The sequence below is a fragment of the Xanthomonas sp. NCPPB 2866 genome (genome assembly GCF_041475745.2).
Taxonomy (GTDB): domain Bacteria; phylum Pseudomonadota; class Gammaproteobacteria; order Xanthomonadales; family Xanthomonadaceae; genus Xanthomonas; species Xanthomonas arboricola.
In genome coordinates this window covers 2,908,283-2,921,744 of sequence record NZ_CM192975.1, presented here as the reverse complement: position 1 = coordinate 2,921,744, position 13,462 = coordinate 2,908,283, and the positions used below count along the sequence as shown (strand labels likewise).

At 66.5% G+C, this 13,462-nt stretch carries 8 protein-coding genes; all 8 read left to right on the top strand.

The window, feature by feature from the left end:
- Positions 1 to 106: 106 nt before the first annotated feature.
- The 8 genes from ACCQ04_RS12435 to ACCQ04_RS12400 all read left to right on the top strand — a co-directional run bounded on the left by ACCQ04_RS12435 (position 107) and on the right by ACCQ04_RS12400 (position 12,872).
- A complete protein-coding gene (locus tag ACCQ04_RS12435; protein WP_226427633.1) occupies positions 107 to 1,723 on the top strand; it encodes an aldehyde dehydrogenase family protein in 1,617 nt (538 codons plus the stop codon).
- Positions 1,720 to 2,919: a M24 family metallopeptidase gene (locus ACCQ04_RS12430; protein ID WP_226427634.1), complete on the top strand. Its 1,200-nt coding sequence runs from the start codon at positions 1,720 to 1,722 to the stop codon at positions 2,917 to 2,919. The genes ACCQ04_RS12435 and ACCQ04_RS12430 overlap by 4 nt, the downstream gene beginning before the upstream one ends.
- 115 nt (positions 2,920 to 3,034) lie before the next feature.
- Positions 3,035 to 4,852 (top strand): DUF885 domain-containing protein, encoded by a 1,818-nt coding sequence (locus ACCQ04_RS12425; protein ID WP_226427635.1) that lies wholly within the window; start codon positions 3,035 to 3,037, stop codon positions 4,850 to 4,852.
- Positions 4,849 to 6,720, top strand: coding sequence for a DUF885 domain-containing protein (locus ACCQ04_RS12420; protein ID WP_226427636.1), 1,872 nt, complete (start codon positions 4,849 to 4,851; stop codon positions 6,718 to 6,720). The genes ACCQ04_RS12425 and ACCQ04_RS12420 overlap by 4 nt, the downstream gene beginning before the upstream one ends.
- Before the next feature lie 66 nt (positions 6,721 to 6,786).
- On the top strand, positions 6,787 to 8,373 hold the full coding sequence (locus tag ACCQ04_RS12415; protein WP_226427637.1) for an APC family permease: 1,587 nt from the start codon (positions 6,787 to 6,789) through the stop codon (positions 8,371 to 8,373).
- A complete protein-coding gene (locus tag ACCQ04_RS12410; protein ID WP_226427638.1) occupies positions 8,363 to 10,711 on the top strand; it encodes a S9 family peptidase in 2,349 nt (782 codons plus the stop codon). Before ACCQ04_RS12415 ends, ACCQ04_RS12410 begins: the two co-directional genes overlap by 11 nt.
- The gene (locus ACCQ04_RS12405; protein WP_372358532.1) at positions 10,711 to 12,348 is read left to right on the top strand and encodes a DUF5597 domain-containing protein; all 1,638 of its coding nucleotides are present in this window, start codon (positions 10,711 to 10,713) and stop codon (positions 12,346 to 12,348) included. The genes ACCQ04_RS12410 and ACCQ04_RS12405 overlap by 1 nt, the downstream gene beginning before the upstream one ends.
- Before the next feature lie 227 nt (positions 12,349 to 12,575).
- The gene (locus ACCQ04_RS12400) at positions 12,576 to 12,872 is read left to right on the top strand and encodes a flagellar basal body rod protein FlgC (protein WP_024940013.1); all 297 of its coding nucleotides are present in this window, start codon (positions 12,576 to 12,578) and stop codon (positions 12,870 to 12,872) included.
- Positions 12,873 to 13,462 lie beyond the last annotated feature (590 nt).

Below are 13,462 nucleotides of genomic sequence, written 5' to 3'. Positions count from 1 at the left end.
GTGGGTCGATGAGGATGTCGCATCAGCGCGGCATCCTCGTCGTTTTTTGGTCGGCCGCTGCCGCACAGTGCGCAGAATCTGTCCTCATGCAACCGAAGGTGCCGCAATGAACGAGACGCTCCAATCCCCTCCCGCACAGCAGGCCGAGGTATTGCTGGCCGGCCGGTGGCAACCCAGCCGCGCGGCGAGCGCCAGCTTCCGTGCCGCCGACCCGAGCACGGGCGAGGCGATCGGGCCGCAGTTTCCGGTCAGCGGGGCAGATGATGTCGAAACCGCGGTTGCGGCAGCGCAAGCGATTGCAGCGGAACTTGCCGCGGCACCGGTCGAGAAGATTTCGGCGTTTCTGGACGCCTACGCCGACGCGCTGGATGCCGATGCCGACACCCTGGTGGCGCTTGCCCACGCAGAAACCGCATTGCCGGCGCCCACACGCTTGCGTGGCAACGAGCTGCCGCGCACCAGCGGGCAGTTGCGTCAGGCCGCCCAGGCGGTGCGCAGCTATAGCTGGACCCAACCCATCATCGACACCGCTGCCGATCTGCGTTCGCATCTGGCGCCACTCGGCAAGCCGGTGGTGGTGTTTGGCCCGAACAATTTCCCGTTCGCCTTCAATGCGATTGCCGGCAGCGATTTCGCCTCGGCCATTGCCGCGCGCAACCCGGTGATCGCCAAGGCGCATCCGCTGCATCCGGCCACCAGCCAGCGCATGGCGCAGCTTGCGCACACAGCCTTGCTTGCGGCGGGCCTGCCGGCTGCGACGGTGCAGTTGCTGTATCACTTTGACAACGCCACTGGCCTGCGGCTGGCCGGCGATGCGCGGCTGGGGGCGATCGGCTTCACCGGCAGCCGTGCGGGCGGGCTGGCGCTGAAGGCCGCCGCCGATGCGGCCGGCGTGCCGTTCTATGCCGAGCTGTCCAGCGTCAACCCGGTGTTCCTGCTGCCGGGCGCACTGGCCGAACGCGGCGCGGCGCTGGCGCAGGAATTCTTCTCCTCGTGCACGCTGGGCAGCGGCCAGTTCTGCACCAATCCCGGGGTGGTGGTGGTGCCGCAGGGCGAGGCCGGCGATGCATTCGTGGCCGCGACCACGGCGCACTTCGAAGCCGCCATGCCGATGGTGCTGTTTTCCAGTGCAGGCGTGGAAGGCGTGCAACACGGTGTGGCAGCCCTGCGCGCTGCCGGCGCCGCGCTGCTTGCCGGCGGGCATACCGGCGAAGACGGCTATCGCTACGCGCCGACCTTGTTGAGCGTGGATGCGCAGGCCTTCCTCACCAGCCCGCACGCGTTGCAGACCGAGGCCTTCGGCCCGGTGAGCCTGCTGGTGCGTGCACGCGACGTGGCGCAGATGACGCAGATCGCCGCTGCATTCGAAGGCAACCTCACCGGCACCCTGTACCGTGCGGACGATGGCAGCGACGATGCGGCCTGGCAGGCCATCGCCCCGGTGCTGCGGGCGCGGGTTGGGCGCTTGATCAACAGCAAGATGCCGACCGGCGTGGCGGTGAGCGCGGCGCAGAATCATGGCGGGCCGTTCCCCAGCACCGGGCACCCGGGCTTCACCGCAGTGGGCATGCCCGGTTCGATCCGCCGCTTCGCCGCCCTGCACAGCTACGACGCGGTGCCGGACGCCTTGCTGCCGGCCGACCTGCGCCAGCGCAATCCGGGTGGCGTGGCGCGCCTGGTCGATGGGCAATGGAGCACCGCCGACCTTGGAGCCGGCGCATGAGCAGCCAGATCGGCGGGCTGTCGCTGGAACAGGCGCGCGCGCAATTGACGCCGTGGACGCAGCGCGCCGCGCCGATCGCCGCGCAGGAATACGCCCAGCGCATCGAACGCGCACGCCGCCTGATGCGCGCGCACGGCGTGGATGCGCTGTTGATCGGCGCTGGCACGTCGCTGCGTTATTTCACCGGCGTGCCCTGGGGCGCGAGCGAGCGGCTGGTCGCGCTGCTGCTCACGCTGGACGGCGACCCGGTGCTGATCTGCCCCGCGTTCGAAGAAGGCTCGCTGGATGCGGTGCTGAAGATCGCGGTCGCCAAACATCTGTGGGAAGAACACGAGGACCCGTACGCACTGGTGGTGCAGGTGATGGACGACCGCCACGCGCATGCACTGGCGCTGGATCCGGGCATCGCCTTTGCCATACACACCGGCCTGCGCGCGCACCTGGGCACGGCGATCCGCGATGCCGCGGCCATCATCGACGGCTGCCGCATGTGCAAGTCATCGGCCGAGCTGGCGCTGATGCAGCAGGCCTGCGACATGACCTTGCTGGTGCAGCGGCTGGCCGCCGGCATCGCGCAGGAGGGCATCGGCACCGACCAGCTGGTGCGCTTCATCGACGAGGCGCATCGCGCGCTGGGTGCGGACAACGGCTCGACCTTCTGCATCGTGCAGTTTGGTCATGCCACCGCATTCCCGCACGGCATTCCCGGCGTGCAGCACCTGCGCGCAGGCGAGCTGGTGCTGATCGACACCGGCTGCACCGTGCAGGGCTACCACTCCGATATCACCCGCACCTGGATCTACGGCACGCCCGACGACGCGCAACGGCGCATCTGGGACCTGGAACAGGCGGCGCAGGCAGCCGCTTTTGCGGCGATGCGCCCCGGGCTCGCCTGCGAAGCGGTGGACCAGGCCGCGCGCAGCGTGCTGGAGGCCGCTGGGCTGGGCCCGGACTACCGCTTGCCAGGATTGCCGCACCGCACCGGCCATGGCTGCGGCCTGGCGATCCACGAAGCGCCGTATCTGGTGCGCGGCAATGCGCAGCCGCTGCAGCCGGGCATGTGCGCCAGCAACGAGCCGATGATCGTGGTGCCCGGTGCGTTCGGGGTGCGCCTGGAAGACCACTTTTACGTCACCGATACCGGCGCGCAGTGGTTTACGCCGCCGTCGCCGGCGATCGACCAACCGTTTGCATGAGCCGTTACAGGCTCACGCACGCGTAGGAGCGCGCCCGGGCGCGACGGGCAGTCCCGATAAAGCCGTCGCGCTCAGGCGCGCTCCTACAGCCGCCATTGCCTCTTGGAGTAACTGAATGAACCACCTGCGTCCCGTCGCCATCGGCCTGCTGGCCGCCGCCTTGTTCACAGCCTGCAAGCCGGTGCCGCCGGCAGCGGAAACGGCGGCTGCAGCCACCGCTGCGGCAACCGGCGAGCAAGCCGCCAAGGCCTTCGATGCGCTACTGGACAAGCAATGGCAGTACCAGTTGCAGCACAACCCGGAGTTCGCCAGCATCATCGGCGACAAGCGGTACAACGATCGTTGGAGCGACTATTCGCTTCAGGCCGTGCAGGCCGAACGCACTGCCACTGCCGAGCTGCTCACGCAATTCGAAGCGATCGACAGCAAGACGCTGGACGAGCAGCGCCAGCTCAGCCTGCAGATGATGCTCGGCCAGTTGCGCGACAAGCTGGAAGGCATCGACCTGAAGACCTATGCGATGCCGCTGGAGCCGATCGGCGGCATCCAGCTGGGGCTGGCCGGTTACGGCGATGCGTTTCCGTTCGAGAACGCCAAGGATTATCAGGACTACATCAAGCGCCTGCAGACGATTCCGACGGTGATCGACCAGGTGATCGCGGTGTCGCGGCAGGGCGCCAAGGAGGGGCTGGTGCAGCCGCGTTATCTGCTGGAGCGCCTGCCCGAGCAGATCGACAAGATCGCCGCGCTGACCGGCGAGCAGAGCCCGTTCGCCTCGCCGCTGAAAAAACTCGACGCCGCGGTGCCGGCCGAGCAGCGCGCTGCGCTGCGCACGCAGTTGCTGGCCGCGATCGAGCAACAGGTGCGCCCGGCCTACACCAAGCTGGCCGCGTTCGTGCGCGACGAGTACGCCGCGCAAGGGCGTGCGCAAGAAGGGGTATGGTCGCTGCCCGATGGCGAACGCCGCTATCGCTATGCCATCCATACCCAGACCACCACCGACATGGCGCCGGAGGAGATCCATCAGATCGGCCTGAAGGAAGTGGCGCGCATCGAAGGCGAGATGACGGCGATCGCCAAGGCGCAGGGCTTCGCCGACCTGGCCAGCTTCCGCAAGGCGGTGGATACCGACAAGCGCCACTTCGCCAGCTCCGGCGAGCAGATCCTGCAGCAGTACCGCGATTACATCGCCGCGATGGAACCCGAGTTGCCCAAGCTGTTCGGCCACCTGCCGAAGACGCCGCTGGAAGTGCAGGCGATGCCGGCATTCCGACGCAGCGCGCCCGGCGCCGAATACTGGCAGAGCAATCCGGAAGGCACCAAGCCGGCCATCGTCAAGGTCAACACCAGCGACTTCGCCAGCCGCACGCTGGTCAATATCGAAACCACCGCCTATCACGAGGGCGTGCCGGGCCATCACCTGCAGATCTCGCTTGCGCAGACGTTGCCATTGCCGCCGTTCCGCCAGCAGGCCGGCTACAACGCCTATATCGAAGGCTGGGCGCTGTACGCCGAGCGCCTGGGCAAGGAGATCGGTTTCTTCAAGGACCCGTACAACGACTACGGCCGGCTGTCCGGCGAGCTGTTGCGCGCCAATCGCCTGGTGCTCGACACCGGCGTGCATTACAAGCGCTGGAACCGCCAGCAGATGGTGGATTTCTTCCACGCGCATCCGTCCGATGACGAGCCCAGCATCCAGTCCGAAACCGATCGCTACATCGTCTGGCCGGGCCAGGCGTTGGGTTACAAGTTGGGGCAGCTGCAGATTCTTGCGCTGCGTGCGGAGGCGGAAAAAGAACTCGGCGATCGCTTCGATGTGCGCGCCTTCCACGATGCGGTACTCGGCGGCGGCGCAATGCCGCTGGCGATGCTGCAGCAGCGCGTGCGCCAGTGGATCGCGCAAGCCAAGGCGGCGCCGGAGGCACGCGGATGAGCACCCACAGCGTCTGGCGCGCGAGCGCATTGAGTGTATTGATTGCAGCCGCTATGGGCGGCACCGTGTCGCAAGCACAGGCCGCAGCACCTGCACCCGCAGCAAGCACGCAAGACAGTGCAGCGGCACGCTTCAAGGCGCTGTACACGCGCGAATGGCGCTGGCGCCAGGCGCAGCTGTCCGGTGCGGTGGATGAAGACAACCAGGCCACGCAGGACAGGCAGTCCGACCATCTGCCCAAGGTCGATGTGGCCACGCAAAACCTGCGCACCGCGTACTGGCAACAGACGTTGAAGGAGCTGGATGCGATTCCGGCAGCGCAGTTGCCGGCCGAAGATCAGGTGAGCTACCAGGTGTACCGGCAGCAGCTGCTGGTGCTGCTGGATCAGCAGCATTTTCGCGCCTGGGAAATGCCGTTCAACAGCGACTCGGCGTTCTGGAGCGACCTGGGCTTCAGCGCCGAAGCCAAGCTGCGCACACGCGAGGACTACCGGCGCTATCTGAAGATGCTGGCCGATATCCCGCGCTATTTCGCCGAGCACACCGACAATATGCGTGCCGGCCTGGCGCGGGGATTCAGCCAACCCAAGGTCACGCTGACCGGGCGCGATGGGTCCATCGCCGACGTGGTGCAGGCCAAGGGCGAGGCCAATCCGTTCTATGCACCGTTCAAGCAGATGCCGGCGACGCTGCCTGCCGATGTGCAGGCGCAATTGCGCCAGCAGGCAGTGCAGACCATCGATACGCAGGTGCTGCCGGCCTACGCGAAGCTGCTGGACTTCATCCGCAACGAGTACCAGCCGCGCGCGCGCGCCACGCTGGCCGGCGAAGCCTTGCCGGACGGGCAGGCGTACTACCGCGCGCAGATCCGCGAATTCACCACGCTGGAGTTGAGCCCGGAGCAGATCCACCAGATCGGTCTGCAGGAAGTGGCCAAGCTGCGCACGCAGATGGATCAGACCATCGCCGACAGCGGCTTCAAGGCACCGGCCGGGCAGGCGGTGTTTCCGGCCTTCCTGCAGTTCCTGCGCAGCGACCCGCAGTTCTATGCCAAGACGCCGGAACAGTTGCTCAAGCAGGCCGCCTGGATCGCCAAGCGCGTGGACGCCAAGGTGGGCGATTACATCGGCCGGCTGCCGCGCCGACGCTTCGCGATCGAACCGGTGCCGCCGGAGCTGGCGCCGTTCTACACCGGCGGGCGCGGTGGCCCGGGCATCTATCTGGTCAACACCTACAACCTGCCGTCGCGGCCGCTGTACAACCTGACCGCACTGACGCTGCACGAGTCCTCGCCCGGCCACGCGCTGCAGATGCCGCTGGCGGCAGAGGCGCAGGGGCTGCCGGAGTTTCGCCGCTACGCCTACATTTCTGCCTATGGCGAAGGCTGGGCGCTGTATTCGGAGTACCTGGGCCAGGAAATGGGCATGTACGACACGCCCTATGACCGCTTCGGCTATCTCACCTACCAGATGTGGCGCGCCTGCCGCCTGGTGATCGATACCGGCATCCACCACAAGGGCTGGACGCGCGCGCAGGCGCAGGCCTATCTGCGCGACAACACCGCCTTGAGCGAGCACGAAGTCACCACCGAGGTGGACCGCTACATCGCCTGGCCGGGGCAGGCGTTGTCGTATTACCTGGGCGAGCTGAAGATCCTGGAGCTGCGGCGCAAGGCCGAAGCCGCCCTGGGCGAAAAATTCGACCTGCGCCATTTCCACGATGCGGTGCTGCAGACCGGCTCGGTGCCATTGCCGGTGCTGGAAGCGCGCATCGACCGCTTCATCGCCGACGGTGGTGTCTCGCCGTATGCCGCCGAAGATGCTGCCGGGTCGGCGGCAGCAGCGGCCAAGGCCGCTGCCAGCGACTGATCCGGAACATCACCAGCCGACGTTCCTCGCAACACCAACCGCGCTATTCACGCTTCGGGGCGACCAATGACCACACACGGTGCGACCACGCAAGGCAAGTTCCACAAGCGACTCAGCCTGACCGACCTGACCTTTATCGGGCTGGGTTCGATCTTCGGCTCGGGCTGGTTGTTCTCGGCCAGCCATGTCTCTGCCATTGCCGGGCCGGCCGGCATCCTGTCGTGGATCCTCGGCGGCATCGCGGTGTTGCTGCTCGGCCTGGTGTATTGCGAACTCGGCGCCGCGCTGCCACGCGCCGGTGGCGTGGTGCGCTACCCGGAGTATTCGCATGGCGCCTTGCTGGGCTCGTTGACCGGCTTCATCACCCTGATCGCGTTTTCCAGCCTGATCGCGATCGAGGTGGAAGCGGCGCGCCAGTATGCGGCGGCATGGTTCCCGCTGCTCAACCAACCCGGCGGCAGCCATCCCAGCGTGTGGGGCTGGCTGGTGCAACTGGCCTTGCTGGTGCTGTTCTTCCTGCTCAACTATTTCAGCGTCAAGACCTTCGCGTTGGCCAACAACATCGTCAGCATCTTCAAGTTCCTGGTGCCGATCCTGGTGATCGTGCTACTGATGAAGCACTTCAACCCGGGCAACCTGAGCGTGCACGGGTTTGCGCCCTCTGGTATGGCCGGGGTAGAGGCGGCGATCTCCGCCGGCGGCATCATCTTTGCCTATCTGGGCCTGACCCCGATCGTGTCGGTGGCCAGCGAGGTGCGCGACCCGCAGCGCAATATCCCGATCGCCCTGATCCTGTCGGTGGCCTTGTCCACGGTGATCTACGTGCTGCTGCAGCTGGCGTTTCTGGGCAGCATTCCCGCCACGCAACTGGCACCGGGCTGGAGCGGCATCGACAAGGTGTTTGCGCTGCCGTACCACGACATCGCGCTGGCGTTGGGGATGGCGTGGCTGGCTGCGCTGGTGATCTGCGATGCGATGGTCTCGCCCAGCGGCACCGGCAACATCTACATGAATGCCACCCCGCGCGTGGTGTACGGCTGGGCGCGCAGCGGCGGGTTCTTGCCGGTGCTGACGCGGGTGGATCCGCAATCGGGCATTCCGCGTTCGGCATTGTGGTTGAGCCTGGGCTTGTCGATCTTCTGGACGCTGCCGTTCCCCTCGTGGGAGACCCTGATCGGCGTGGTGTCGGCCGCCCTGGTGCTGAGCTACGCAGTGGCACCGGTCACCGTAGCCGCATTACGCCGCAGTGCGCCGGACTTGCCGCGGCCGTTCCGCGTCCGTGGCCTTGCCGTGCTGGGGCCGCTGTCGTTCATCGTCGCCGCCTTGATCGTCTACTGGTCGACCTGGCCCACCTTGTCGTGGTTGCTGGGCCTGCAGGTGGTCGCGTTCGTGCTGTATGTGCTGTATCGCCTGCCATCGCGCCAGGGCAGGGCACGCCTGCTGCGCCAGGTGCGCGCATCGCTGTGGTTGATCGTGTTCTTCGTGCTGGTGATGGCAGTGTCCTGGGCCGGCACGTTCGGCGGTCACGGCTGGATCGCGCATCCGTTCGACACCTTGAGCGTGGCGGTGATTGCATTCTTCATCTATCACTGGGGCGCGCGCAGCGGCTTGCGCGGCGATGAGCTGGCGCTGGAGGAGGACGATGGCGAGTGAGCTGCGCCACGGCGCGGGTGCCTCGCGCTGGTTGCGTAGCTGCTTGAATGGAGTGGCTGCGTGCATCGTGTTGCTGTCGACGGCGGCACAGGCCGCGCCCAGCGTGGCCGACTACCAACGCGCGCTGGGCTTGCGCGCGCACTGGAGCACGCTGACCGAGAACGTGGCCTGGCCGGCGCAATGGCAGGACAACGGCACGTTCTATTACCGCAAGACGGTGCCGGGCGGATTCGCCTTCGTCCGTATGGATGTCGCCACGCTGCAGAAAACGCCGGCGTTCGACCAGCTGCGCGTGGCGCAGGCATTGAGTGCAGCGACCGGCACACCCTACACCGCGTTGCAGTTGCCGTTCGAGCGCTTTGCCTATGCGCCGGACGGCGAGCGCAGCGACGGGGCGATCCGCTTCGCGCTTGGCGAAGCGCCCTGGCGTTGCAGCCTGACGGACGACCGCTGCGTCCGCGATGACGCCGCTGCGCAGCAGCGTCCACGCGGCTTCGGTGTAGTGCGCGACCCTGCGGTGCCAGCCGACACCACGCCGCGCCGTTCGCCCGATGGCCGCTGGGAAGCGCTCGCCGATGGCTGGAACCTGCTGCTGCGTCGTGTTGCCGATGGCCAGCTGACCCGGCTCAGCGACGATGGCCGCGCAGACGATTACTTCGACCCGGAAAGCATCGCCTGGTCGCCGGACTCGCAGAGGTTGGCGGTGTATCGCGTGCGTCCCGGGTTGGCCCGCCGCGTCACCCGCGTGGAAGCGGCGCCTGCGGGCGGTGGTCAGCCGGTCGTCCACACCCAGTTGTATCCCAAGCCCGGCGATGCGGTGGATGTGGAGCGGCCGGTGCTGTTCGCCGTGGATGGCAGGCGCCGCGAGGTGGACACCGCCTTGTTCGCCAATCCGTATGCGCTGTCGCCGCTGCAGTGGCGCAGCGATGGCCGCAGCGTGAGTTTCGACTACGTGCAGCGCGGCTTTCAGCGCATGCGAGTGATCGCAGTGGATGCGCAGAGCGGTCGCGCGCACGTGGCGGTCGACGAAGATGCGCGCACCTTCGTCTACGCCGACCGCAGTTTCCGCCATGACGTGGATGGGCGCGGCGATGATTTGCTGTGGATCTCCGAGCGCGACGGCTGGCGGCACCTGTACCTGGTCGATGGCCGCAGCGGCAGGTTCAAGCGGCAGCTCACGCACGGGCCGTGGATCGTGCGCGATGTGCTGCGCGTGGACGACGCGCAGCGGCGCATCTGGTTCACCGCCAGCGGCATGGATGCGGGCAAGGACCCGTACTACCGGCAGTTGTACAGCGTGGATTTCGACGGCCGCCGGTTGACCCGGCTGACCCACAGCGATGCCGATCACGATGTGGCGATCGCAGACGACGGCCGGCATTACGTCGATGTCTACTCGCGCCCGGATCTGCCGCCGGTGATGGAGCTGCACGCCATCGATGGCCGGCTGCTGCAGCAGGTGGAACAGGGCAAGATCGACAAATTGCTGGCCGCCGGCTGGCGCGCGCCGGAGACCTTCGTGGCCAAGGGCCGCGATGGCCGCACCGACATCTGGGGCATGGTGGTGCGCCCGCGCGATTACGACCCGCACAAGAAGTATCCGGTGATCGAGAACATCTACGCCGGCCCGCACGATTCCTTTGTGCCCAAGACGTTCTGGCCGTTCGGCTATCACTCCGGTGGCGACAAGCAGATCGGCATGCAGGCGCAGGCGGATCTGGGCTTTATCGTGGTGATGATCGACGGCATGGGTACCGCCAACCGCTCCAAGGCCTTTCATGATGTGGCGTGGAAGAACCTGGGCGATTCCGGCTTTGCCGATCGCATTGCCTGGCACCGTGCGTTGGCGGCCAGGGACCCTTCCTACGACATCGGCCGGGTCGGCATCTATGGCGCCTCGGCCGGTGGGCAGAGCACGCTGGGTGCGCTCGAACGCCATCCGGACTTCTACAAGGTGGGCGTGGCGTTCGCCGGTTGCTACGACAACCGCATGGACAAGATCAGCTGGAACGAGCAGTGGATGGGCTGGCCGGTGGATGCCGGTTATGCGCAGGCCTCGGGCGTGGTCAATGCGGCCAAGTTGCAGGGCGATCTGCTGCTGATCGTCGGCGAGCAGGACAGCAATGTGGACCCGGCCTCCACCGCGCAGGTGGTCGATGCGCTGATCAAGGCCGGCAAGGACTTCGAGCTGCTCAACGTGCCTGGTGGCGAGCATTCGGTAGGCCGCTCCAGCGGGCCGATCGACTATGTGCAGCGTCGCCAGTACGACTTCTTCGTGCGCCATCTGCGCGACGAACCCACGCCGCATTGGAATTCACTACCGTCGGAGGCGCGATGATGCGTTTGCTTGTCCTGAAGATGCCGCGGCCGCGCGGCCGCATCGCAGCCCTGCTGTGGTCGCTGGCGATGTTGGCCGGTTGCGTGCCGCTGCTGGCCAGCGCGGAAGAACTGCCGCGCTTCGTTACCCAGAATGGCCGCCATGCGCTGTTCGTCGATGGCGCGCCATACACCGTGCTGGCCGCGCAGCTGCACAATTCCAGCGCCTGGCCGGCGGTGCTGCCCAAGGCGCTGGACGAGGTGGTCGCGCTGCACGCCAACACGGTGGAAGCGCCGGTGTACTGGGAGCAGTTCGAGTCGGCGCCCGGGCGCTTCGATACCACCAACGTGGATGCCTTGATTGCCGGCGCGCGCAAGCGCGGCCTGCGCGTGGCCCTGCTGTGGTTCGGCAGCTGGAAGAACGGCCAGATGCATTACGTGCCGGAGTGGATCAAGCGCGACGACGCCACCTACCCGCGCATGCGCGATGCCAATGGCGAGCCGGTGGATGTGCTGTCGCCGCATGTGGCCGCCAACGTGCAGGCCGATGTGCGTGCGTTCACCGCATTGATGCAGCACCTGCGCAAGGTCGATGGCGACCGCCACACGGTGATCCTGGTACAGGTGGAAAACGAGCCCGGCGCGATCGGCACGGTGCGCGACCATGGCCCGGCCGGCGAGGCGGCGTTCGCGCAACCGGTGCCCGGCGCGATCGCGCTAAAACTGGGCAAACCGCAGGGCAGCTGGCAGCAGCTGTTCGGTGCCGAAGCGGCCGAAGCCTTCAATGCGCATGCGACGGCGGCGTATATCGAACAGGTGGCCGCGGCCGGCAAGCACGCTTATCCGCTGCCGCTCTACGTCAACACCTGGCTGCGCTACAAGGGCAAGCGTTACCCGGGCATGGATTATCCGTCCGGCGGTGCGACGGTGAATGTGTTCGCGCTGTGGCGCGCGGCCACGCCGTCGATCGACTTCATCGGCACCGATATCTACACCAACGACTACAACGAGTACACCAAGGTCATCGGCCAGTACGCGCGGCCGGATAACCCGGCCTGGGTTTCGGAGACCGGCTTCGAGGCGGCCACCGCGCCGTATCTGTTCCATGTGCTGGGGCAGGGCGGGATCGGCTTTTCGGTGTTCGGCATGGATGGCAACCAGGACAGCCAGGCCAACCGCGACGCGATCGCTGCACACTCCGCCAACTTCAAGCTGCTGGCCCCGCTGCAGCGCGTGATCGCCCAGGCCGCCTTCGACGGCCGGCTGCAGGCGGTGGCCGAACAGCCCGGCGCGCCGCAACGCACGCTGCGCTTCGGCGATTGGCAGGCCAAGGTGTCGTTCGGTGCGCCGATGTGGGGCGATGCGCCGGCGATCCTGCCCGGCAACGACGACCACGCCGGCCGGCTGCTGGTGGCGCAGTTGGGTCCGGAGGAGTTCCTGGTCACCGGCATGGCCGCGCGGATTGAATTTTTCCGCGAGGCGGCCGATACCCGTCATGGACAACTGTTGCGGGTGGAGCAGGGGCGCTACGTGAACGGGCGCTGGCAGGTCGAAAGACAGCTCAACGGCGACCAGACTGACTACGGGCTCAACTTCGGACGGGTGGATGCGGCGGGCGAGGTGCCTGTGGTGTTGCGTGTGCGGGTAGGCACCTATTGAGCCTGCGTGAGGCGACTGCGTAGCCGTGGGGTGGGCGTGATCGGAATCGGTGGGTAGACACGTCATTGCGGGCCTGTTAGCTGATTCCACCTCGCGAGACACGCTCGCCACGCGCCTCGGTGGGCGTAAGAACAACAGCAGTGCGGCGCGACTGCCGGCAACGATTGTGTTGATTGGTTGGTAAACAAACGTCATTGGTTATTTCTCTGTTCTGCACCGGAGCCATCATGAGCATCAGTAGCATCGCCAGTTCCGGAATGCAGGTCGCCGCACTGCGCCAGCAGGTGGCCGCCAGCAATGTGGCGCGTCAGCCGGTGGACGGCAGTCCGCGTCAGGCCGTTGCAGCCAGCACGCAGCTCAATGGTGGAGTGGCAGCCAGCGTGGTCGACGCCAACGCCGATCCATCGGCACCGGCCACCGATCTGGTCGAAGGCCTCTCGGCACGCAACGACTTCCAGGCCAACGCCACTGCGCTGCGGCGCTCCGACGAGATGCTGGGTAGCTTGCTGGATGTGCTGAGCTGAGAGCCTGGATTGACGAAGGCCGGTTGTCGATCTAGTGCATTAGGTGCGCGGCCTTCGCCGTGATGCCGCATCTGGCTGCACCTGAAACCGGATTTACGTTCTGCATTTTGTGGAGTCAGCGAATTGATGGCTGCTGCTTATGCCAGTATCGATAGACGACTCGATAGTGCGCTTGTCTTGGCTGCGGGTTTTTAGGGCAGTGCGGATAGAGCGCAAGCGTGGAGCAGTTGGTCTGATAGCTGGCCGCAGGGCCGTTGCCCGCCCACCATCGCAGGACACGCCGCAAGTACGTCCGTGTAGGCTCTTACGCGGCATCCATGCCGCGTAAGGTCCCGCGACGGTGGGCAGCCAACGGCCAGTCGAGAGTGTCGGTTTGCAGTGTGCAAGCAGTGCATGACGCGCTTCTGATTCGCTAACGTTCATGTGGTTGCGGCCCAAATCAGCAAGCCGATGGAATCCACGAGATGGACCGCTTTTCACAACGCTAGCGTAGCTCCCGGGTGCGATGTCCTTGCCGATTGCGGGACCGTGCGGCGGCATCAATGCCGCCACCGAGCCCCCACGGGCGGGTTCACGGGCGTGTCCGGCGA

Excerpts from the sequence above, each read along its gene's own strand:
- ACCQ04_RS12405 (WP_372358532.1), top strand. The coding sequence starts at position 10,711 with ATGCGTTTGCTTGTCCTGAAGATGCCGCGGCCGCGCGGCCGCATCGCA.
- ACCQ04_RS12415 (WP_226427637.1), top strand. The coding sequence starts at position 6,787 with ATGACCACACACGGTGCGACCACGCAAGGCAAGTTCCACAAGCGACTC.
- ACCQ04_RS12425 (WP_226427635.1), top strand. The coding sequence starts at position 3,035 with ATGAACCACCTGCGTCCCGTCGCCATCGGCCTGCTGGCCGCCGCCTTG.
- ACCQ04_RS12420 (WP_226427636.1), top strand. The coding sequence starts at position 4,849 with ATGAGCACCCACAGCGTCTGGCGCGCGAGCGCATTGAGTGTATTGATT.
- ACCQ04_RS12435 (WP_226427633.1), top strand. The coding sequence starts at position 107 with ATGAACGAGACGCTCCAATCCCCTCCCGCACAGCAGGCCGAGGTATTG.
- ACCQ04_RS12400 (WP_024940013.1), top strand. The coding sequence starts at position 12,576 with ATGAGCATCAGTAGCATCGCCAGTTCCGGAATGCAGGTCGCCGCACTG.
- ACCQ04_RS12430 (WP_226427634.1), top strand. The coding sequence starts at position 1,720 with ATGAGCAGCCAGATCGGCGGGCTGTCGCTGGAACAGGCGCGCGCGCAA.
- ACCQ04_RS12410 (WP_226427638.1), top strand. The coding sequence starts at position 8,363 with ATGGCGAGTGAGCTGCGCCACGGCGCGGGTGCCTCGCGCTGGTTGCGT.